Source organism: Sphingomonas sp. Leaf230 (assembly GCF_001421745.1).
GTDB lineage: Bacteria > Pseudomonadota > Alphaproteobacteria > Sphingomonadales > Sphingomonadaceae > Sphingomonas.
The window spans coordinates 207127-230292 of record NZ_LMKW01000009.1; the positions used below are offsets into that span (position 1 = coordinate 207127).

A 23166-nucleotide genomic window follows, 5' to 3' on the forward strand; every position below is an offset into this window, starting at 1 on the left:
CTCACTTGGGCAGCTCCACCGTCGCGCCGGTGATCGTCAGGTCGCTCCATTGGCCCGCGCCGTCGCCGGGCTGGCCGCCGCCGATATAGAGGCGGTAGGCGCCGGGGACGATCGTCCGCGTGCCGTCGCGCGCGACGCTGCTCATCGATCGCGGATCGATCGTGATCGGCACGGTGCGCGACTGGCCGGGCTTGAGCGCGACGCGGCCGAAGCCGACGAGCTGGCGCTGGAGGACGGGGGTGGTCGGGCCACCGGCCTTGGCGGCGGGCGCGACTAGGTACGCCTGGACGACTTCTTCGCCTGCACGGTTGCCGGCGTTCGACAGCTTGGCGGTGACGGTCAGCGGCTGTCCGGCGGCGACGCTGAGCGCCGGCTTCGTCGCGGCGTAGGCGAAGTCGGTGTAGCTCAGGCCGTGGCCGAAGCCCCAGAGCGGCGTGCCGGTGAAGTAGCGGTAGGTGCGCTCCTTCATCGTGTAGTCGGTGAACGCGGGCAGGTCCGCGGTGGTCTTGTAGAAGGTGACGGGGAGGCGGCCCGACGGGTTGTTGAGCCCCGCCAGCGTCTCGGCGATCGCGGTGCCGCCGGCCTGGCCGGGATACCAGGCGGCGAGGATCGCGTCGGCCGATGCCGGATCGACCGCGACCGCGCTGCCGCTGGTGAGGACGAGGACGATGGGCTTGCCGGTCGCCTTCAGCGCTTCGAGCAGGCGGACCTGCGCTGGAGGCAGGCCGATGTTCGTGCGGTCGCCGCCGACGAAGCCGGGGACGCTGACCGAGAGCGCTTCGCCTTCGAGATCGGGCGAGAGGCCCATCACGGCGACGATCACGTCGGCATCGCGAGCGATGGCGACGGCCTGATCGAGCAGCGGCTGTGCGGGGGGGCTCCAGAGCAGGCGGACGCCTTCGTCGTCGCTGCGGTGATCGAGTTCGAGGCGGAACAGGACGGGCGTGCCGTCGCTGGTCAGCGTGACCTCGACGCGGCCCTTCTTGACCTCGCCGGCCGAGAGTTGGCGATCGCCGATCCAGAGCCGGACCGCGTCGTGTGTCGAGCAATCCTTCCAGCAGGCGGGGACGTCGACGACCAGCGGATAGGTGCCGGCGGCGGGAGGCGTGAAGGTTCCGGTCCAGCGGACGCCGAAGGTCCTGGCGAGGCCGGGGGCGGGACTCGCGCGGTTGTGGTCGATGTCGATGTAGCGATCGGTGCGCGTCAGGGTCGGGGCGCCGACGCCCGCCTGTGTGGCAAAATATTCGGTCTTCAGGCCGCCGGCGAAGACGGTTTCGGGGACGGGTACGGCTGCACCGTCGGCGAGCGACGAGCCCTGCGCGTAGCGGACGTTGGCGGCGCCGAACTGCTTGCGGATGCCCTCCAGCGGCGTGACCGGCGCGACCGCAGTGCCGTGGTAATTGCCTTGCAGCACGCCGAGATCGTCGGCGTCCGCGCCGATCACCGCGATCCGGCTGCCGGGCTTCAACGGCAGGCGGTTCGCGTCGTTCTTGAGCAGGACGATCGATTTCCGCGCGGCGTCGAGCGCGAGCGCACGGTGGGCGGGGGTGTCGACCTGGTCGGTGCCGATGCTGCGCCACGGATTGGCTGCGCCGAATACGGTGCCGAGCGCGCGGCGGGCTTCGAGCGCGCGGATCAGCGCGGTGTCGACCTCGGCTTCGGTGACGAGACCCTGGCGGACCGCGGCGGGGAGGGCGGCATAGGCGCTGCCGCAATTGAGGTCGGTGCCGCCCCGTATCGCGGCGGCGGCGGCGCCCGCGGCGTCGAGGCGGTAATGGTGGTAGAGACTGATGTTCGACACCGCGTCGCAGTCCGACACCGTGAAGCCCTTGAACCCCCAGTCGCGCCGCAGCCGGTCGACCATCAACGCCGACGATGCGCAGGCGGGGACGCCGTGGATCGAGTTGTACGCGCACATCAGCGACTGCGCCTTGCCCTCGGTCACGGCGAGCCGGAACGCGGGGAAGTAGGTCGCCTCCAGGTCATAGGGGCTGGGATCGACGTCGAAGCTGTCGCGTCCAGCCTCGGGGCCGCTGTGCACCGCGAAATGCTTGGGGGTGGCGATGACCTTGGGGTGGAGCGGGTCGGGGCCCTGCAACCCGCCGATGAAGGCGACGCCGAGGCGACCGGTCAGATACGGGTCCTCGCCGTAGGTTTCCTGGCCGCGGCCCCAGCGTGGATCGCGGAAGATGTTGATGTTGGGCGACCAGATCGTCAGCCCTTCGTAGATCTTGCGGTTCGCACCGACGTCCTGCGCGTTGAAGCGCGCGCGGGCCTCGGTCGCGACGACGTCGCCGATCTTAGCAACCAGCGCGGTATCCCAGGTCGCAGCCATGCCGATCGCCTGCGGGAAGACGGTGGCGTGGCCGTTGCGCGCGAGGCCGTGAAGCCCCTCGTTCCACCAGTCGTAGGCGGGCAGCCCGGCCTTCGGATCGGCGGGGACGGTGCTCTGCAACTGCGCCGCCTTTTGTTCGAGCGACATTTGCGCGACGGCAGTCGCCACCGGATCGGCGGACGCGAGCAGGAGCCAGATCATCGGGCGAGGGTCCTCAAGGTAAGCGCTTTCCGCAACGTCGCGGCGGAGGCGTCGGAGACGACGTGGATGGTGACGCTTTCGCCCGGCAACAGGTCGAAGCCGTCGTCGGACGGCTGGGCCGCGACCGCGCCGAAATCGAGCATGACCGCGCGGGCCAGGTTGGCCGCGGTGATCTTCACGTCGGTGCCGGTCCAGCGAACGCTGAGGCCGGGGTCGGGATACGCCATGTCCTTCGGGAGCGCGCGTTCGATGATCGCCCGGCTCGTGCCGCCGTTATCGAGCTGCAGATCGGCGACCGCGTAGCTGCCGGTCGGCGCGGCGGCACCGAACAGCGCGTCGTCGGACAGCGTCGCGACCAGCCTCGACGAGAGCGGCTCGAGCATCAGCGCGGCGGTAGTGTCCTTCAACACCTTGCCGTCCATCGTCATCGTCCGCACCCGCCAGCGGGAGTCGACCAGCGTGGTCGCGTCGGAGATCAGCGAGATACGGGTCGCGCCGCCTTTCCGCTCGGCGACGATCGCTTGCGGCGCGAAGAACCGCCGGGCGGCGTAGTTGAGCAGCTTCCACCGGCCGGCATGATCGATGCTCGCCCAGCTGATCGAGGGCCAGACGTCGTTGAGCTGCCAGTAGAGCGAGCCCATCGTGACCGGGCGGCAGGCGCGGTGATGCGAGGCGGCGATGCGGATCGCCTCGGCCTGGTTGACCTGCGTCAGGTAGACGAGATCGGCGAAATCGCGCGCGGGACGCAACCGATCGCGCAGGTACATCATCAGCCGCTCATTGCCTTCGCCGGCTAGGAACTTCTGGTGCGCCTTCATCACCGGGCTGTCCGTGGCGAGCGTACCCTTGCCGGCGAATTCGCGGATCGTCGACAGGTCGGGCATCGACTGGAAGCCGTATTCGGACATGAAGCGCGGGCAGCTGTCGAGATAGTTCTCGACCGGCTTGGAGCCCGACCAGACGTCCCAGAAATGGCGGTCGCCGTCCTTGTCGGTGTCGACGGGACCCTCGTAATTGGTCGAGGGCGAGCCGGGCCAATAGGGTGTGCCGGGGGCGTTGCGCGTGACGGCTTCGCGCAGCACGCGGTCGAACAGCACGGCCATGCCGGCGCCGATGCGCTCCTGCTCGTCGGCGCCGACCGCCTTCTTGAACGCTTTCCGGTCGGACCAGTTCTCCCAGCCCGACAGGACCTCGTTGCCGCCGGCCCACAGCACGACGGAGGGATGCGATCCGATCCGCGCGACCTGTTCCTCGGCCTCGATCCGGACGTTCTCGCGGAAGGCGGCGTCGGGCGGCGTGACGCTGCCGCCGAACATGAAGTCCTGCCACACCATCAGGCCCATCCGGTCGGCGATGTCGTAGAACGCGTCGTCCAGATAGGTCCCGCCGCCCCAGATGCGGACCATGTTCATGTTGGCGTCGCGCGCGCCCTTCAGGATCGTCTCCATATAGGCGGGCGTGACGCGCGCCGGGAAACTGTCGAACGGGATGATGTTCGCGCCCTTGGCGAAGATCGGCGTACCGTTGACCTTGAACCCGAAGCTGCCGTCCTTGCGGATCAGCTCGACCGTGCGCAAGCCGACCCGCTTCGTCACGCTGTCCTCGGGAGTCGGCTCCGCGCCGCCCAGTGAGGCGGTGACGGTGTAGAGCGGCTGCGCGCCGTAACCGACCGGCTGCCAACGTTTCGGATCCGCGATCGCCAGCGGGATCGAGACCGCGTTGTTGCCCTTGACGAGCGTCACCGTCCGGTCGACCGAGACCGTCTTGCCGTCCGGTCCGGTGACCGCGGCGCGGATCGTCGCGACGCCGGGCGTCTCGACGGCGATGTCGAGCTTGGCGGACAGCCGTGCTTCGGTCGGCGTCAGCGCCTCCTGGTCGACGCGGAGCGTGTCGATCCGCGCGTCGTCCCAGATTTCCAGCCGGACCGGCCGCCAGATGCCGGTGTTGACGATGCGGGGACCCCAGTCCCAGCCGTAATTGTATTTGGGTTTGCGGATATAGGGCGAGGTCTGCTTGCCCTTCGGCTCGTCGCCGAACGCGCTGTCATATTCGCCCGGCAGCGGGTTCTTCTCGGCGAGCACCATCGGCTGGAGCGTGCGGATCGGCGAGGCGATCGTCACCAGCACCTCGTTGCGCCCGACCTTCAGCACCGGCTGCGCATCCACGCGCCAGCGCCGATGCGCGTTGTCGGTGGTCAGCAGCACCTTGCCGTTGACGCTGACCGTCGCGAACGTGTCGAGCCCGTCGAACACGAGGTCGAGGTGATTGCGCTGCATCATCGCCGGGGTGACGTCGAACACCCGGCGGAACTGCCATTTGGTCAGCCCCGCCCACTGGATCGCCGCCTCGTTGGTGCCCTTGAACGGATCGGGCACGCGGTGCGCCGCGATCAGGTCCTGCTGCACCGATCCGGGGACGGCCGCCGGGAGCCACGTGGCCTCGCGCTTGTGCGCGGCGGTCGCGGCGGTGTCGGTCGGATCGATCCGCACCTGCCACGCGCCGTCGAGCGGCACGACGGTCTTGGGCGAGGCGATGGCTGGCGCGGCGAGTGCGATCAGGGGAAGGACGAACCAGCGACGCATCAGCGTGTCTCCAACAGGGTCATGCGCTCGACCGCGTAGAACGGGTCGGACGTGGGGGAGGTGAATTGCAGGCAGACGTCGCGGTCTCCGGCGATCGTCGGCAACGTCCCCTTCACGCTGAAGCGGGTCGGCGCGGCCTTCGGATCGGGCAGCGGGAAGGTACCCGCGATCACCGGTTTCGCGCCCTTCACGGTGCAGCCGACCAGCACCATCAGCTCGCCGTGCGGCGTCACGTTGTAATGCTGGCGCACCTTGGTGACGTCGTGCGCAAGGCCCCAGTTGCGCGGCAGGCGGGCGATATCGATCGTGAACCCCTTGGCGACATCCATCGGCGCGGCGGGGTAGGCGGTGCAGGTGTCGAAGATGTCGGCGTTGAACACTGGCGCATTGCCCTGAGCCTCAGACGTCAGCGGCAGGCGCAGGCCGAGAGATCCTTTGGGGCAGGCGATCATGTCGGACGCGGTGCGGGTCAGCAGCGCCTGGCGACCGGTCTCGAACAGGCGGGGTTCGGCGACCGGCTGGCCACTCGCATCGAACGCGGCGGCACGGATCGACACGCCGGGCTTTACCGAAAGCGGCGCGGTGTACGCGGCCGACCGGGCGGTCGGCACCTTGCCGTCGAGCGTGTAGCGGATCGTGCCGTAGGGGGCCTGCGTGGCGAGCACGACTTTCGCGCGGTTGGTGCGGAGCGCATCGCCGCGCGTGCCGTCGAGCGTGTAGCCGACTGCGAATGCGCTGTCCGCGACTTCCAGCTTCGACTTGCGCCAGCGCCGGATCTGCGGCTGGACCCGGTCGAGGAAGCCTGCGAAGTCGCGCTTGTCCTTGCCCGACCACGTGATCTCCGCGAGCGCGGCGGCGCGCGGGAAGATCAGGTGCTGCATCTGGTACGGGGTGACGATGTACTCGCTCCACAGATTGGCCTGCGCGCCGAGCACGTGCTGCGCCTTGTCCGCCGAAATGCCCGTCGGCATCGGCTCGTAGTTATAGACGGTTGCGAGCGACTGGATTGCGAGGCGGCCGGGTGGTTCGTCGGGGCGATCGCTTTGCAGATTGTCGAAATACAGCGTCGGGGCGGGCGACAGCACGACGTCGTGGTTCTGGTTGGCGGCGTCGACCGCGCCCTTCTCGCCGCGCCACGACATCACTGAAGCCGACGCGGGCAGGCCGCCTTCGAGGATCTCGTCCCAGCCGATCAGGCGGCGCTTCTTGCTAGCCAGATAGGTGCCGAACTGGTCGATCATCCAGCTTTGCAGGCCGTTTTCGTCCTTGATGCCGAGCTTCGCCATCTGCGCCTGCACCTCGGGGCTGCGTTCCCACTGGTCCTTGACCGCCTCGTCGCCGCCGAGATGGATATAGGTGCCGGGGAACACTGCCATCAGCTCGTCGAGCACCGTCTTGACGAAGGCGATGCCCTTGGGGCCGGGGTTGAAGAGGTACGGGTTGACGCCCCATGCGTTGCTGACTTCAGGCGTGTCGCCGATCACGCCAAGGTCTGGATAGGCCGCGACGAGCGCCTGCGCGTGGCCGGGCAGGTCGATCTCTGGGACGATCACGATGCCGCGTTCGGCGGCGTAGGCGACCAGTTTGCGCAGTTCGTCCTGCGTGTAGAAACCGCCGACGCGCGTGCCGGGTGCTTCGCCGGTCGAGGGGCTGGTACGGATGCTGCCGATCTCGGTCAGCTTGGGATAGGCCTTCACCTCGAACCGCCAGCCCTGGTCGTCCGACAGATGGAGGTGAAGCGTGTTGAGCTTCACCGACGCCATCTGGTCGACGATCGCGTAGATCGACGGCAGCGACTGGAAATGCCGTGCGGTGTCGACCATCAGCCCACGCCAGCCGAAGCGGGGGGCGTCGTCGATCGTCACAGCGGGGATGCGCACGGGCTGGCCGAACGCGCGATCGGGGCTGATGAGCTGTGCGAGCGTCATCGCGCTGTAGAAAAGCCCGGCGTCGCCCGACGCGGTGATCTTCGCGCCGGACGCGTCGACGGTCAGCCGGTACGCTTCAGCGCCCTTGATCGCGGCATCGCGGACGAAGCGGATATTGCCGTTCGGCGACGTCTGGAGAGCGAGCCCGCGTTCGGTCTTCACATGCGCGATGAGCAGGCGCGCTGCGGCGGCGGCACCCGCGTCGGAAGGATCGGCGGTGATCGTCGCACCGTTGGCGATCGTAAAGCTGCCGGCGGTACGCGTGATCGTCGAAGGTTGCGGTACCAGCGGAAGGCGGTCCTGCGCCTGGGCAGGGATCGCGCAGAGAGCGGCGGGAAGCAGCGCCGTTGCCGTCAGCCAGCGCCCGGCATTTCGGTTCGCGGTTGCACGCATGTCGACTGCTCCCTGTATCGGCTCCTGACGGCCGCTGGTCGAGGAATGTAACCAATATAAGTCCAGACACAACCCCGTCATTTGACAGCAAGCTTGTCCTGCTATGATAGGAGATCAGGCGTGGGGCAGTCAGGGGACATACCAATATGGCCCATGGATTTAGTCTGGTTGCCGACCACGCGGTCCTTGGCTACGCTACCATGAGGGACGCGGCAAGGCTCGCTTTGAGCTGCCGGTCGGAGGGGGAATACATGGCGTTTTCCGATGACATCGGACGCTTTCGCAAGGGAAATCCATCGCCGCTCTACCTCCAGTTGCAGGAACTGATCCGCAACGCGATCGGCGAGAAGCTGTTGGTACAAGGCAATGCGATCCCGGCCGAGCGCGATCTCGCGATCGAGTACGACGTATCGCGGATCACCGTGCGGAAAGCGATCGGCGGACTGGTCGAGGAGGGGCTTCTGACGCGCAGGCGCGGCGCGGGGACGTTCGTCGCCGGGCGCGTCGAGAAGAGTTTCTCGAAGCTGTCGTCGTTCAGCGAGGACATGGCGGCACGCGGGCGCACGTCGAGCAGCAGCTGGATTTCGCGCTCGGCGGGGCAGGTGAACCCGGAGGAGGCGATGGCGCTGGGGCTGTCGCCGGGGGCGGCGGTGTTCCGCTTCAACCGCATACGCTATGCCGACGAAGAGGCGATGGCGCTCGAATTCTCGACGATCGCGGGATATTGCCTGCCGTCGGTCGAAGTGGTCGATGACTCGCTCTACACCGCGCTTGAGAACGCCGGGAGCCGGCCGGTACGCGCACTGCAACGCCTGCGCGCGGTGCCGTTCGGGGGCGAGCATGCGCGGATGCTGGGCGTCGACGCGGGCCATGCCGGGCTGTTGATCGAACGCCGCGGCTTCCTGCGCGATGGCCGGGCCGCGGAGTTCACGCGCTCCTATTACCGCGGCGATGCGTACGACTTCGTCGCCGAACTCGCCGATATCTGACCTTTAATACCGAGAGCACCGATGAACCGACGTGAGCTTCTTGTTGGCACGGCGGGCGCCGGTGCTTCTTTGGTCGTGGGGCCGATCGAGGCCGGGTTCGCGGCGAGCGTCAAGGCGCAGGGCAGTGCCGGCGCGCTGCCCATGCCGCAGCCGACGCGGACCTTGCCGTCGCGTGCGCTGGTGCAGGATCCGTCGCGGACGCTGATCGAGCGCGGGTGGCTGTTCCACGAGGGCGACGTGATCGCGCCACCGCCCGAAGGCCACAACGCGACGTATCTGAGCGTGAAGGCGGGTAACGCACTCGGCGCCGCGGCGATGGCGTATGATGATTCGGACTGGCAGTCGGTGCGGTTGCCGCATGACTGGGCCTCCGCGCAGCCGTTCGTGAAGACCGCAAACATCTCGCAAGGCTATCGGGCGAGGGGCATCGGCTGGTACCGGCGGACGCTACGGCTCGATCCGGCCGACCGTGGCAAGACGATCGGGCTGCAGTTCGACGGGATCGCGACCAACGCCACGGTCTGGGTCAACGGCAGCGTCGTCGCGCACAACTGGTCGGCGTATAACAGCGTCGAGATCGACCTGACGCCGTTCGCGCGGTTCGGCGACGACCTCAACGTCATCGCGGTGCGCGTCGATGCGCAGGCGATGGAGGGCTGGTGGTATGAGGGCGCGGGGATCTATCGCCATGCGTGGCTGATCCGCCGCGCGGCGGTGGCGATCGTGACCGACGGCGTCCACTGCGATCCGAGGCGCGCCGCGAATGGCGGGTGGAGCGTGCCGGTCGAAGTGACGCTTGGTAGCATCGATCGCGCGTCGGTCGGCGTCACGGTCGACGTCGCGCTACTCGATCCCGAGGGCAAGCGCGTGGCGGGGGCTCAGGTGGCTGCGACGGTCCTGCCGCTCGAGCGCGCGACCGCGATGGTGACGCTGGCCGTGCCTGCGCCGCGCCTGTGGTCGATCGAGACTCCGACGCTCTATACCGTGGTGACGCACGTCCTGCGCGACGGGGCGATCGTCGACGAGCGGCGTATCCCGGTCGGCTTCCGCACGATCCGGTTCGATGCGGACCGTGGCTTCCTGCTCAACGACACGCCGGTGAAGCTGAAGGGCGTATGCCTGCACCAGGATCATGCCGGGGTCGGGACCGCTATCCCCGATGCGCTGCTGCGCTGGCGGCTGGAGCGGCTGAAGGCGATGGGCTGCAACGCGATCCGCTGTTCGCACAACGCGCCGGCCGCCGAACTGCTCGACCTGTGCGACGAGATGGGCTTCGTCGTGATGGACGAGAACCGCCAGTTCAATCCCGCGCCCGATTACATGGCGCAGCTCGAATGGATGGTCCGCCGCGATCGCAACCACCCGAGCGTCATCCTGTGGTCGGTGTTCAACGAGGAGCCGATGCAGGGCACCGAGGCGGGCGTCGAGATGCTCCGGCGGATGGCGCACGCGGCGCATGCGCTCGACGACAGCCGGCCGGTGACGGGGGCGATGAACGGCGCGTTCTTCGATCCGATCAACGTGTCGAGCATTTTCGACGTGGTCGGCTTCAATTATTATCAGGGCGACTACGACCGGTTCCACCAGCTCAACCCGACCAAGCCGATGACGAGCTCGGAGGATACCAGCGCGTATGAAACGCGCGGCGCGTTCGCGAGCGATCCTGCCGCGCATGTCCAGTCGTCCTACGACGTCGAGGCGGCGAGCTGGGGCGATACGCACCGCGCGACGTGGAAGAAGATCGCGGACCGGCCGTTCGTCGCGGGCGGGTTCGTGTGGACCGGGTTCGATTATCACGGCGAGCCGACACCGCATGAATGGCCGACGATCTCCAGTTTCTTCGGCATCCTCGACCTGTGCGGCTTCCCGAAGACTGCGTTCGATATTCATCGTGCGCACTGGGTCGATGATGCGCCGGTCGTCAGTTTGATGCCGCACTGGACTTGGCCGGGACGCGAGGGGCAGCCGGTCGTGGTGCTAGTCGTGAGCAATGCCGAGCGCGTCGAGTTGCGGCTGAACGGTCGGAAGGTTGGCGAGCAGGCGGTCGACCGGATCATGGGCAACGAGTTCAGCGTACCCTATGCGCCCGGACGGATCGAGGTCATCGCGATGCGCGGCGGCAAGGTCGTCGCGACGGCGGCACACGAGACCGTCGGCAAGGCGGTTGCGTTGCGGCTGACGCCGGCGCGGACGGTGATGGCGGGCGACGACGAGGATACGCAGCCGGTGACGATCGATGCGATCGATGCGGCCGGACGGCATGTTCCGACCGCGAACCTGCCGACGCGGTTCTCGGTCGATGGCGCGGCGATCATTGGCATCGGCAACGGCGATCCGAACAGCCACGAACCGGAGAAGGGCAATGCGCGGTCGTTGTTCAACGGACTGGCGCAGGTCATCGTGCAGGCGGGAACGGGCCGAGGGCGGATCGTGATGACCGCGACCGCGCCGGGATTGAAGCCGGCGCGGCTGGTGATCGACCGGGCAGCGATCGCACCGCGGGCGCAAATGGCCGCGACCTATGGCGGGCAGGCGATCCGGGAGTGGCGTCGCTCGCCGGCGTTCGCTGCGCGGCCTGATCCTGCGCTGGCGCCGATCGATGGGGATAACAACAGCTGGGCGTTCGTGCGAAGCGGTACGCCGGTTCAGCCGGCGGCGGAGGGGCGTTGGCGGCTCTACCGGGCTAGCGTGACGCCGTGGCGGCGGATTGGGTTGGAGGGCGGCATGATCCGCTTTGCCGCGATCGCCGGGAAGGCCGAGTTGTGGGTCGACGGCCGGCGGCTCGCGTCGAAGGCTGGCGTCGAGGTTGGGCCGCTGGAGGTGGCGTTGCCGGCGGGCGGCGGCTTGCGCCAGATCGTGCTTGTGGTGGAAGCGGCTGAGGAGGGGGTTTCGGGTATCCTCGGCCCTGTGTCACTAGAACCGCTAGCGCGCTGACGCCTATACAATCCTCCCCCGCCAGGGGGAGGTGTCGCCGAAGGCGACGGAGGGGGAGGACACGGAACAGGCGTCTCGCTTACCTCCCCCTCCGTCTGGCAAGTGCCAGCCACCTCCCCCTGGCGGGGGAGGATCAGTGGTCTAGCGGGCCAGCGTTGTCAGTACTGCGTCGGTCGCCAGCACGTGAAGCTGGCCGGGCGCGGGGCGAGCGATCGCGCGGATACCGAGCCTTGCCAGCGCCGCATCGTCCACCAGCGCGAGATCGCCCACTTGGACCCGCAGTCGCCCGGTGTGGCGGCTGGCGGTAAGGACGTTCGCTGCCCCACCGAATGCGCTCTCGGTTGCGGACGACAGGCTGATCGTATCCTCCGCGACAGTCGCTTCAGGCTTTATCGCCACATCGCCACCCAGCGCCAGCGCGTCGCGGATCTCCATCGAAACGACATCCGCGATCGGCCCGAGCACGACTTGGAGCGCGGAGTTCGACGGGCGAAGGATACCGCGTGCGCCGAGTGCCTTCAGCGCGGCATCGTCGACCGCGGACTGGTCCACGACGATCAGCCGCAACCGCGTCGTGCACGCGCTTACCGTCGTCAAATTCGCCCCGCCGCCAAGCGCCTGCGCGAACGCCGCACCGCGTCCGCCTGCCGTGGGGGGCGCTACTGCCGCGACCGTCTCGGCTTCGCGCCCCGGCGTCGCGAGGTCGAACTTGCGGATGAAGAAGCGGAACAGCCCGTAATACAGCACGAAATACACCGCGCCGACCGGCAGCAGGACGAGCGGTCGGGTCGCCTTGCCGAAGTTCAGCACGTAGTCGAGCAGCCCCGCCGAGAAGCCGAAGCCCATCTTGACGCCGAGCAGGTCCATCAACGCCATCGACAGGCCGGTCAGCACCGCGTGCACCGCGTACAGCACGGGCGCGAGGAACATGAAGCTGAATTCGATCGGCTCGGTGACGCCGGTCAGCGCGGAGGTAAGCGCGAGGCTGAGCAGCATGCCGCCGACCGCCTTCCGGCGCTCGGGCTTGGCGGAATGGTACATGGCGAGGCACGCGGCGGGCAGGCCGAACATCATCACCGGGAAGAAGCCGGCCATGAAGATCCCCGCCGACGGATCGCCTGCGAAGAAGCGGCGCAGGTCGCCCGAGGTGCCGTGGTAATCGCCGGCGACGAACCAGACGATGTTGTTGAGCAGGTGATGCAGCCCGGTGACGAGCAGCAGGCGGTTGAGCAACCCGAACACGAACACGCCGATCGCACCGCTGCCGGTGATCGCGACGCTCAACTGGTCGACGCCCTGGCTCAGCAGCGAGAAGCCGAAGCCGAACACCGCCGCGAGCACGAGGCCCGCCACGCCGCTGACGATCGGCACGAACCGGCGCCCGCCGAAGAAAGCGAGATATTCTGGCAGCTTGATCGTCGAATAGCGATTGTAGAGCGTCCCGCCCGCGAGCCCCGACAGGATGCCGATCGGCACGTCGAGCCGCGCCATCGCCTTGGCCTTCCACGCCGCGACGGCGAGGTCGGCGGAAACGCCGGTCAGCCCTGCGGATACTTCGGGCGCAACGGTGATCAGGACTTTTCCGGCTTCGGTCGCGACCAGGAAGCAGACGACGCCGGCGAGACACGCGGCACCGTTGCCGTCGCGCGCGAACCCGGTGGCGACGCCGATCGCGAAGAGCAGCCCGAGGTGCGAGAAGATCGCGTCGCCCGCAGCGCTGATGAAGGCGATGTCGAGCAGATCGGGCTGGCCGAGGCGGAGCAGCAGGCCGGCGATCGGCAGCACAGCGATCGGCAGCATCAGCGCGCGGCCGAGCGGCTGGAGGGCTTCGAGGATCGATTTCATGCGGTGAACTCCCGGGCGAGCGAGCGGACGTCGGCGGCGGACCCGCATTGCAGCGCGGCGGCGGCGTGCGCGCGGCACGCCTCCATCGTCAGCGTGGCGACCAGTGCCTTGATCTCGGGCACCAGCGCCGGTGCGGACGAGAGTTCGGTGACGCCGAGCCCGATCAGGATCGGGACGGCGAGCGGATCGGAGGCGAGCCCGCCGCACACGCCGGTCCAGCGACCATGCACCGCGCCACCCTTGCAGGTCTGTGCGATCAGCCGGAGGACGGCGGGGTGCAGCCCGTCGATCCCGCTCGCGACGGCGGCGTTGCCGCGGTCCATCGCCAGCGTGTACTGCGTGAGGTCGTTTGTGCCGACCGACAGGAAATCGGCCTCTGCGGCAATCAGGTCCGCGGTAACGGCGGCGGCGGGAGTCTCGATCATCACGCCTACGGGCACGCGGTCGCCGATGCCGATATCTGCGGCGACGCGGTCGACCACCGCGCGGACGGCGCGCAGTTCATCGAGGCTGGCGATCATCGGCACCATGATCCGGCATTGTCCGGCGGGTTTTACCGACAGGATCGCGCGGACCTGGTCCTCCAGGATTTGCGGGTGCGCGAGGCCGACGCGGATGCCGCGCAGGCCGAGTGCGGGGTTCTCTTCGGGCGCCATCGGCAGATACGGCGCGGGCTTGTCGCCACCGATGTCGAGCAGGCGGACGATCAGCGGGCGGCCGTCGAGCGCGTCGGCGATCGCCTGGTAATCGGCGGTCTGTTCGGCGACCGTCGGTGCGGCGTCGCGTTCGAGGAACAGGAATTCGGTGCGCAACAGGCCCGAGCCTTCTGCGCCGTTCTCAACCGCAAGGTGCGCATCGCCGAGCGCGCCGAGATTGGCGAACGCCTCGATCCGGGTACCGTCGGCCATGCGGCAGGGTTCGCCTGCCCGCGCGAGCGCTTCGGTGCGGCGGACCTGCGCCTGGACGATCCGGACCTGCGTGGCGACGAGCGTGTCGCCGTCGGGATCAATCCGCAACAGGCCTTCGCTGGCGTCGAGGATTACTGGCGTGTCATCGGTGACGGCGTTCAGCGGCGACCCGATCGCGACCAGCGCGGGGAGGCCCATCGTCGCGGCGAGGATCGCGACGTGCGAGGTCGGGCCGCCGCGCTCGACGCAGAAGCCGACGATGTTCGCACGGTCCAGCGACAAGACGTGCGACGGCAGCAGGTCGTCCGCGAGCAGGATGGTGTCGGGCGGGAACGACAGCGGCGTGGTCTCGACTCCAGCGATCAGCGCGAGCAACTGGCGTTCGAGATCGAGCATGTCGTCGGCGCGCTCGGCGAGGCGCGGATCGGTGCTGGTGCGCAACGCGTCGGCCTGCGGACGGATCGCGCCGCGCCAGGCATGACCCGCGCTCTCGCCGCGGGCGATGCCGCCGCGCGTCGTCTCGTGGAGCATGGGGTCGTCGAGCATCGCCGCATGCGCCTCGACGATCGCGCGTTCGGGACCGGTTGCGGTGCGGGCGCGCTCCGAGAAACGGGTCGAGAGCGTGGTGACGGCCGCATCGAAGCGTGCCTCCTCGATGGCGATGCCTTCGCCGTGTTCGGGGACGACGATGTCCGCGGGGCGAAACCAGCGTGCACGGCCGATTGCCAGGCCGGGTGCCGCGGTAACGCCAGTCAGCGCGCCGTCGACTGCGGGGCGGGCTGGCGAGGGGGCGACGGTGGGCGCACGGACGGGGGCTTCGGCCGGCTCGTCCATGCCGCTCTCGATCAGGTCGCAGATTGCGGCGAGTGCTGCGGCGGCATCGGCCCCTGCTGCGGTCACGATGATCGTGTCGTCGCGGCGGATCGCCAGGGCGAGCAGGGCGATCGGGCTGCGGACGTTAGCGGTCTTGTCGCCGGATGCGAGCGTCACGTCTGCGTCGAAGCGCTTGGCGGTTGCGGCAAGGCGCGCGGCCGGGCGGGCGTGGATGCCGTGGGGCAGGGGCACGACGACCGTCCGTGTGTGCGTTGCGCCGTCCTGGCCCGTCTCGCGGTGCGCGACCGCATCGCTGGGTTCGAGCGTCATCAGCGGATCGCCGACCGCGACCAGTTCGCTGGAGACGGCGTGGACGATCCTGAACCGGTCCGGGTTGACGATGACGATTGGCGTGACGACCGCGCGAGCCTCGCGGACCAGCAGATCTAGGTCGAAGCGGATCAGCGGCGCACCGCGCTCGACCGTGTCGCCGACCGCGACGCACGGGCTGAACCCGCGTCCGCCGAGCGCGACCGTGTCGAGGCCGATATGGATCAGGATCTCCGCACCCTCGGGCGTGGCGAGCGTGATCGCGTGACCGCTCGGCAGCAGCGTCAGCACGGTGCCGGCGCAGGGGGCATAGAGACAGTCGCCGGTCGGATCGATCGCGACGCCGTCACCCAGCATCCGCTCCGAGAACACCGCGTCGGGCACCTCGTCGATCGGCGTTGCCCAGCCCTGCATCGGCGCGGTCAGGAGGATGGAGGCCATGGGTGCGTTCTCGATGCCAGAAGGAAAGGGCGCGGGGATAAGGCAGGCGACCCGGTCAGGCCGGGCCCGCCCCGCCGATCCAGGTGCCCACCGGATGCAGGTCGCGGGTGAGCACGACCCAGTCGGCGGTGCGGCCGACCTGCAACGTGCCGCGCTCCTGCGACAGCCGCAGGAAGGCCGCCGGATAGGTCGCTGCCATCGCTGCCGCGATCTCGGGCGCGACGCCGAGCCGGTCGACGGTGTTGCGGACCGCGCCCGCCATGTCGAGATCGGAGCCCGCCAGCGTGCCGTCGGCACCGACGCAGCGGCCGCCTTCGACGTGGATCTCACGGCCCTGCAGCACGAACGACTTCTCGGACGCGCCGACGCAGGGCATCGCGTCGGATACCAGCATGAACCGGTCGTGCGGCCGTGCGCGCAACGCAATCCGCAGCACCGCGTCGTCGACATGGAAGCCGTCGACGATGATCCCGCAATACACCGCCTGGTCGTCGAGCACCGCGCCGACCACGCCCGGCGCGCGGTGGACTAGCGGCGACATCGCGTTGAACAGATGCGTCACGCCGGTGATCCCGGCGGCCATCCCGGCGCTCGCAGTGGCGTGATCAGCGTCGCTGTGGCCGATGCTGATGAGCACGCCGGCGGCGGTCAGCGTCGCGATCTGTGCCGCGGTCACGCGCTCGGGGGCGAGCGTCACCATGACGCGGCCGAGACGGGGGCGGGTCAGCAGCGCGAGCAGGTCGTCGTCGAGGTCCTGGAAGCGCGTCGGGTCGTGGATGCCCTTGCGCGCCGGGCTGATCACTGGGCCCTCTATATGGATGCCGAGAACGCCGGGGACGCCCGCGAGGATCGCCGCGTCGACCGCGTCGAGCGCGCGCGCGATCACGTCGGGCGTGTCGCTGATCAGCGTCGGCAGGAACGCGGTGGTGCCGAACGGCCGGTGCGCCGCGCCGATCGCGGCGATGCCCTCGACCGTGGGCGTATCGTTGAACAGCACGCCGCCGCCGCCGTTGACCTGCGTATCGACGAAGCCGGGCATCAGCCAGCCACCGTCGAGATCGACCGCGTGATCCACGGCCTGATCGGAAGTCGCGTCGCCGATCCGCGCAATGCGACCGTCTTCGACGACGATCGTCGCCTCGTTCAGGACGCCCGTGGGGGTGACCACATGGCCATTCGAAAACCGGAAGATCGTCATAACGTGCGCGTCACCTTGCTGAGATGCGACGGTGCGTCGGGGTTGAACCCGCGAGCAAGCGAGAGGGCGTTGACCATGCGATAGAAGCTCTGGATCATCAGGATCGGCTCGATCGCCGGGTGCGCTTTCAACGCGGGCAGGACGCCGTCGTCGCTGCTGCCATCGAGGCCGGCATCGGCGAGCAACACGCCTGCGCCACGCTCGGCGAACTCGCGCGCCGCATCGCGCACGCCGTCGCCGGCCGCGTCGGAGGTCGCGAGCGCGAGCAGCGGGAAGCCGTCCTCGACCAGCTGCATCGGGCCGTGGCGCACTTCCGCCGAGCTGAACGATTCGGCGTGCAGCGCGCAGGTTTCCTTCATCTTCAGCGCCGCCTCGTTGGCGATGCCGAAGCCCATGCCGCGCGCGATCACGAACAAATTGGTCGCGGTACGCAGCGGTGCGACGGCGGCCGACCAGTCGAGCGCCCAGGCGCGTGCGAGGTCGGCGGGGAGGGCCGCGACGGCGCTACGCAATGCGTCGTCGTCGGCCCATTCCGCGGTCAAAGCGGCGAAGGCGGCGAGCGAGCAGATGTAGGATTTGGTCGCTGCTACCGACTTTTCCGGTCCGGCGCACAGCGGGATCAGCGTGTCGGCGGTTTCGGCGAGTGGCGAGGTCTCGTCGTTGACGAACGCGACGACATGCGCACCGGCGGCTTTCTGCGCGGCGACCGCGGCGAGCAGGTCGGGGCTGCGTCCGCTCTGCGACACCGCGATGCACAGCGTGTTCCGCGCGCCGAGCGGTGCGTCGTAGATCGACACGACCGACGGCGCCGCGGCCGCAACGGGGATGCCGGTTTTCGTCCAGATCAGATACTTGCCGTACACCGCCGAGTGATCCGACGAGCCGCGCGCGCAGGTCACGACGACCGCGGGCGGGGCGCTACGAAGACGCGCACCGAGCGCCGCGAACGACGCGGCGTTGGTCGCGAGCATCCGTGCGACGGCCTCGGACGATTCCGCAGCCTCGCGGAACATGAGCGTCGCGGTTTCCGCAATCGGCGGGGGTGTTAGCGGAGGCGGAGTGGCGTCGTGCATGGCGGCTCGCTTCGATTGGCGTTCGGCGAGGAGCGAGAGGCCCCCCGACCCAGACCGGTTTGAGTAAGTTATGGATTGGTATTATTCAAGCGCCGGATGTCCGGCCACCATGTTCGCCAGTCGCTCTACCGCGTCGCAATTCGTGGCTGCGCGTCCTGGCGAGGCAAAGCCGAAGCGCAGTTCGGCGGGATCGACGGCGGTCGTCATGGGCGTGCGACACGAGGCGTGGACTTCGCGGACACCGGTCGCGAGGATAGCTGGCAAGGTCTCCGGCGAGACCCCGCTTCCCGCGAGCACGATGATCCGACCGGCAGCTTGCTGGTGCAATGCCGCCAGCGTCGCGACGCCGTCAATCGCCTTCGGTGCGCCGCCCGAGGTCAGGATCCGGTCGAAGCCGAGCGTGACGGCGGACTCCAGTGCGTCGGGCATGTCGCGGCACAGATCGAAGGCGCGGTGCAGCGTCAGCGAGAGTGGGCGTCCGCGAGCATCGCCCAGCGATCGGGCATGGGTGACCCAAGCGGCGAGGGCGGGCACGTCGAGCCGGTGGTCGGCGTCGAGCGCGCCGATGACGATTCCCGCCAATCCGGCTTCGGCCGCGGTGCGGATGTCGTCGGCGATCAGCGCCTGCTCGCTCGGGGTATAGACGAAGCCGCCTTCGCGTGGTCGGGCTAGGAGGTGGACGGGGACGCCGGAGACCTCCGACGCCGCCGCTGCTGCCCGGATCAGCGACGCGGGCGGGGTGAGCCCACCGACGCCGAGCGCCGCGCACAGTTCGATGCGGTCCGCCCCGCCGGCGATCGCCGCGTCTATACCGTGCAGATCCTCGACGCAGACTTCGAGAATTGTTCGCGAACCACGATCCATGTCTTCCGCGCTGCTCACGCCTGGAACAGCGACCGCGCCTTCAGCACCGTCGTCTTGCCGCGCGCGTCGGTGACCGCATAGGTAAAGCCCGGCAACAGGCAGAACGCGCCGACATTGCCCTTGGTATCGAGCGCGAGGAAGCCGACCTGGACGCCGCGGATCGCATCGCCGCGCAGCTTGGCGATATGCCGGACGACCTCTTCGCATGCCTGTTGCGCCGTCGACCCGCCACGCATCGACGCGACGACGCGGGCCGAGCCTGCGACGCGAGTCACTTCTTCGCCAAGCCCGGTCGAAGTGGCACCACCGACGCCTGCCTCGACGTACAGGCCCGATCCGACCTGCGGCGAGTCGCCGACCCGGCCGCGCATCTTGAACGCCATGCCGGAGGTGGTGCAGGCGCCCGCCATCCGCCCGTCGGCCGTGCGCGCGAGCAGGCCGATCGTGTCGTGATCGAGCGCGCCGCCGGGCGTGCGGGTGATGCGGTTCTCGCTATTGGCTTCGGGCTGATATTTCGCGGTCTTCAGCCAGTCGCGCCATGCCTTTTCCGATTCCGGGGTGAGCAGCGACTGTTGCGGAAACCCCTGGTCGCGCGCGAACCGCGTCGCGCCCTCGCCGACGAGGAAGGTGTGCGGCGTCCGCTCCATGACGCGACGCGCGACGGAGATCGCATGTATCGTGTTCTCCAGCGCGGCGACGGCACCGACTCCGCCGACGTCGTCCATGATGACCGCGTCGAGCGTGACGTGGCCATCGCGGTCGGGATAGCCGGAATAGCCGACGCTATGATTGGTCGGGTCGGCTTCGGGCACCATTGCGCCGGCTTCGACCGCGTCGATCAGGGAGCCGCCCTTTGCGAGTTGCGCAAAGGCCACCGCGTTGGCGGCGGCACCGAAATCCCATGTCGACAGGACCATCGCACCAGTCGCCGGGGCGTCCGTCGCGGCACCCGATCGGGCAGCCGCCCGAGTCGCTACGAATGGTATCATGCCGAGGCCGCCCAAGCCGGCGAGCAACGACCGTCGCGTGTTCTCCATCAGATCCCCCTTGCGTTCTTGTGTGCACGCTATCGCAACGAGATGGCGACCGCCAGTAGTGACGCCGATTTGCAACATTCCAACGCAAATGTTCTAGACCGGTATTGCTTCGGCATTGACTGGCGACGTGTTTTGACCAAACCAGTACGGGCAACCGGTATAGCGCTATCACGCAACCGGGCTTTTTTAGGGGTAGGTATGAACTTCGGCCATTCTGTTTCGCGGATCGCGCTCGTCGGATCTCTCGTGTTTTCCGCTACCACGGCATTCGCACAGGACGTGCCCGCGCAGGCCGTGACGCCCGCCCAGGCTGCCGCGAGCACGCCCGCCGAAGCCAAGGTCGAGGCGGATGCCACCACCGCAACCACGGCCGTCGATCGCGACACGCCGAAGGACGACACGATCGTCGTCACCGGATCGCGCATCCAGCGTCCAAACATGACGTCGGCGGCGCCGATCACCTCGGTCACCGCGCAGGACATTCGCGCGCAGGCTGCGGTCAACGTCGAGGACGTGCTCAACCGCCTGCCGCAGATCGCGCCGGACAGCCAGCAGACCTATAACGACTCCGACGGTCGCCAGCGCATCAAGCTGCGCAGCCTCGGGTTCGAGCGCACGCTGGTCCTGATCGACGGTAAGCGCCTCGGCACGCAGAACGGCCAGGACGTCGGTATCATCCCGCCGTCGCTGCTCGAGCGGGTCGACGTGCTGACCGGCGGTGCATCGTCCGTCTACGGGTCGGACGCGGTCGCGGGCGTCGTCAACTTCGTCCTGAAGAAGGATTTCGAAGGCATCCAGCTCGACGGCAACTATAATTTCTACAACCACAACAACAAGGACACGGTCGTGTCGTCGCTGGCGCGTTCGTCGGGCTTCAGCAGCCCGCGCGGCCTGACCAACGACGGCGGCCGTGCCGACGTCACGCTGACCGCGGGCAAGAAGCTGTTCGACGGCGCGCTGCGGATCAACGGCTTCGTCAACTACAAGCATACCGACGAAGTGTTGTTGTCGGCCCGGTCCAACTCGGGCTGCTACCTGACGCAGACCAGCCTGAACGCGCCGCTGTCGTGCGGCCTGACCCCGAGCAGCTCGACGAGCGGGCTCATCACGCCGCTCAGCGGTGCGAACGCCAACGCGCAGCTCGTCAACAACCCGAACGGCACGCGTACTTTCGTGCCGTTCGGTCCGGGTGCCGGCAACGCCTCGAACTATTTCAGCAACTATGCGTATCAGCGCCCATCCGAGCGCGTGAACGCCGGTGGCTTCGTCAGCCTCGACATCGCACCCGACGCCGAGCTGTATGCGTCGGGCATCTGGTTCCGCGACAAGTCGTACAACAACTACCCGGCGATCGCCGGCGGCTCCGTCCAGGTGAACTGCAACAACCCGTTCCTGTCGACGTCGCAGGCAACCGCGATCTGCGGTGCTGCGGCTGGCACGGTGGCGACGGCACCGATCGACCTGCGCTATCGTCTTGGTGAGGGCAACGATCAGCCCGACGCGTATCTGAACACCGGCGTTCGCCTGACCGGCGGCGTCCGCGGCAAGGTCGGCAGCGCGTGGACCTATGACGTCGGCGGCGTCTATGCCCGCAACCACCAGGATTACACGCCGAGCTTCGTCAACGCGACCAACCTGCGGAACTCGATCAACGTCGGCGGCACGCGCGCCGCACCGACCTGCGCAACGACCACGGATCCCGCCTGCGTTCCCTTCGATGCGTTCAGCGCGGGCAACACCAACCCGGCATTGATCGACTATCTGTATGACCAGGGCACGTCCGCGACCACCGGCACGCTGTATGACGTACAGGCCAACGTCACCGGCGATCTCGGCAAATACGGCATCACCTCGCCGTTCGCCGAGCAGGGCGTCGCGATCGCGTTGGGTACGGAATATCGCAAGGATACGCTGAAATCGACCGCCGACAGCGTGTATCGCGCAGGTCTGGGCGGCACCGACAGCTATCTGAAGCAGGACGTCTGGGAGGCGAACGTCGAGGTCCAGGCGCCGCTGGTCGAGCACAAGCGCTTCGCCGACCTGTTGCAGGTGAACGGCGGCTACCGCGTGTCGAAGTACAGCAGCAACCCAAGCACGTTCAATACCTGGAAGGTCGAGGGCATCTATGCCCCGGTCAGCGACCTGACGTTCCGCGCCTCGTTCAACAAGGCGCAGCGCGCGCCGACCGTGACCGAAATCCGCCAGGCGACCAACGTCGATTTCGCGTCGGGCGGCGCAGGCACGTTCAACGATTTCTGCGCACCGACCGTCGTCAACGGCGCCAACGGCGTGACCTACGGCGCGCCGATCGCGTCGCGCGAAGTGTGCCGTGCAACCGGCCTGTCGGATGCGCTCTACGGCAGCCAGACGCTGTTGTGCAGCAACGGCACCACCCCGAACGGCTCGGCGGCGTGCACCGTGCGCTCGGGCGGCTACACCGCCGATCCGGAAACCGCCTACACGCAGACCTACGGCCTGATCGTGAAGCCGCGGTTCGTGAAGGGCTTGGTGTTCTCGGTCGATCGCTACCAGATCAAGATCAACGATTCGCTCGGCTATAACGACTTCAGCTATTACACCGATGGCTGCCAGCGTTCGAACGGCGACGCGTTCTTCTGCCAGGGCATCGTCCGCAATCCGGGCACCGGTACGCTATATTCGACGGCCGGGAGCAACCCGACCACCGGCTTCATCCGCCAGGGCACGACGAACTACTACACTTCGATCGCGCGCGGCTATGATTTCCAGGCGCAGTACACGCTCGACCTTGCCAGCGCCGGCAAGATCGACTGGAACTTCAACGGGTCGCTGACGACGTTCGCGGGCGGCCAAGACTCGCCGGTCCAGCCGGAGCGGAATTGCGCCGGCTATTACGGCAATGGCTGCGGCCAGCTGATCCCGAAATGGTCGCACGGCCTGCGCGCGACCTACACCACGCTCGACCGCGGCTTCAGCGCCTCGTTCAACTGGCGCTATGTCGGTTCGCTGACCAACGCGGACAATTCGGGTGATCCCGCGATCGGTGGCACGGACGCCCGCGCGCGGACCAGCTACTACCGCGTTTCGCCGAAGAGCTATTTCGACCTCGCGCTCAACTTCGCGATCGACAAGCAGTTCTCGCTGCGCCTGATCGCGAACAACCTGCTCGACAAGAGCGCGCCGATCGTTCCGGACTCGTACAACGTCGCCCTCGCGCGCACGAACACGATCCCGCAGCGCTACGACTCGCTGGGCCGCAACCTGGCCGTGGGTGCGACCGTCCGGTTCTGATCCCACGCTGGCTCGTGTCGGTCGA

12 protein-coding genes are annotated in these 23166 nt (G+C 68.2%); 3 read left to right on the forward strand and 9 right to left on the reverse strand.

The window, feature by feature from the left end:
• Position 1: 1 nt before the first annotated feature.
• Genes ASE82_RS09990 through ASE82_RS10000 form a run of 3 tightly spaced genes read right to left on the reverse strand, consistent with a single transcriptional unit; the run spans position 2 to position 7439 of the window.
• Complete coding sequence (locus tag ASE82_RS09990; RefSeq protein WP_056062341.1) at positions 2–2536, reverse strand: glycoside hydrolase family 3 C-terminal domain-containing protein; 2535 nt, start codon at positions 2534–2536, stop codon at positions 2–4.
• Complete coding sequence (locus ASE82_RS09995; protein WP_056062344.1) at positions 2533–5118, reverse strand: beta-mannosidase; 2586 nt, start codon at positions 5116–5118, stop codon at positions 2533–2535. Before ASE82_RS09995 ends, ASE82_RS09990 begins: the two co-directional genes overlap by 4 nt.
• Positions 5118–7439, reverse strand: a complete 2322-nt coding sequence (locus ASE82_RS10000; RefSeq protein ID WP_056062347.1) for a beta-N-acetylhexosaminidase — start codon at positions 7437–7439, stop codon at positions 5118–5120. Before ASE82_RS10000 ends, ASE82_RS09995 begins: the two co-directional genes overlap by 1 nt.
• A 251-nt stretch (positions 7440–7690) precedes the next feature.
• On the opposite strand from ASE82_RS10000, the gene ASE82_RS10005 reads away from it, so the two are divergent.
• Complete coding sequence (locus tag ASE82_RS10005) at positions 7691–8428, forward strand: GntR family transcriptional regulator (protein WP_056062350.1); 738 nt, start codon at positions 7691–7693, stop codon at positions 8426–8428.
• Between the two features lie 21 nt (positions 8429–8449).
• The gene (gene galA / locus ASE82_RS10010) at positions 8450–11362 is read left to right on the forward strand and encodes a beta-galactosidase GalA (RefSeq protein WP_056062355.1); all 2913 of its coding nucleotides are present in this window, start codon (positions 8450–8452) and stop codon (positions 11360–11362) included.
• A 141-nt stretch (positions 11363–11503) separates the two neighbouring features.
• Here the strand turns inward: galA and nagE are convergent, their stop codons facing one another.
• The 6 genes from nagE to ASE82_RS10040 all read right to left on the reverse strand — a co-directional run bounded on the left by nagE (position 11504) and on the right by ASE82_RS10040 (position 19871).
• Positions 11504–13207, reverse strand: a complete 1704-nt coding sequence (gene nagE, locus ASE82_RS10015; protein WP_056062357.1) for an N-acetylglucosamine-specific PTS transporter subunit IIBC — start codon at positions 13205–13207, stop codon at positions 11504–11506.
• Positions 13204–15699, reverse strand: a complete 2496-nt coding sequence (gene ptsP, locus ASE82_RS10020) for a phosphoenolpyruvate--protein phosphotransferase (protein ID WP_056062359.1) — start codon at positions 15697–15699, stop codon at positions 13204–13206. Before ptsP ends, nagE begins: the two co-directional genes overlap by 4 nt.
• A 55-nt stretch (positions 15700–15754) precedes the next feature.
• Positions 15755–16897: an N-acetylglucosamine-6-phosphate deacetylase gene (nagA, locus tag ASE82_RS10025; RefSeq protein ID WP_056062360.1), complete on the reverse strand. Its 1143-nt coding sequence runs from the start codon at positions 16895–16897 to the stop codon at positions 15755–15757.
• Positions 16894–17970 carry an SIS domain-containing protein gene (locus tag ASE82_RS10030; protein ID WP_056062361.1) on the reverse strand — a complete coding sequence of 359 codons (1077 nt, stop codon included), beginning with the start codon at positions 17968–17970 and terminating at the stop codon, positions 16894–16896. The genes nagA and ASE82_RS10030 overlap by 4 nt, the downstream gene beginning before the upstream one ends.
• Before the next feature lie 81 nt (positions 17971–18051).
• On the reverse strand, positions 18052–18852 hold the full coding sequence (locus ASE82_RS10035; protein WP_235524652.1) for a copper homeostasis protein CutC: 801 nt from the start codon (positions 18850–18852) through the stop codon (positions 18052–18054).
• Complete coding sequence (locus tag ASE82_RS10040) at positions 18849–19871, reverse strand: N(4)-(beta-N-acetylglucosaminyl)-L-asparaginase (RefSeq protein ID WP_056062373.1); 1023 nt, start codon at positions 19869–19871, stop codon at positions 18849–18851. Before ASE82_RS10040 ends, ASE82_RS10035 begins: the two co-directional genes overlap by 4 nt.
• Before the next feature lie 198 nt (positions 19872–20069).
• Between ASE82_RS10040 and ASE82_RS10045 the strand changes: the two genes are divergently transcribed.
• Positions 20070–23141: a TonB-dependent receptor domain-containing protein gene (locus ASE82_RS10045; protein WP_082441426.1), complete on the forward strand. Its 3072-nt coding sequence runs from the start codon at positions 20070–20072 to the stop codon at positions 23139–23141.
• Positions 23142–23166 lie beyond the last annotated feature (25 nt).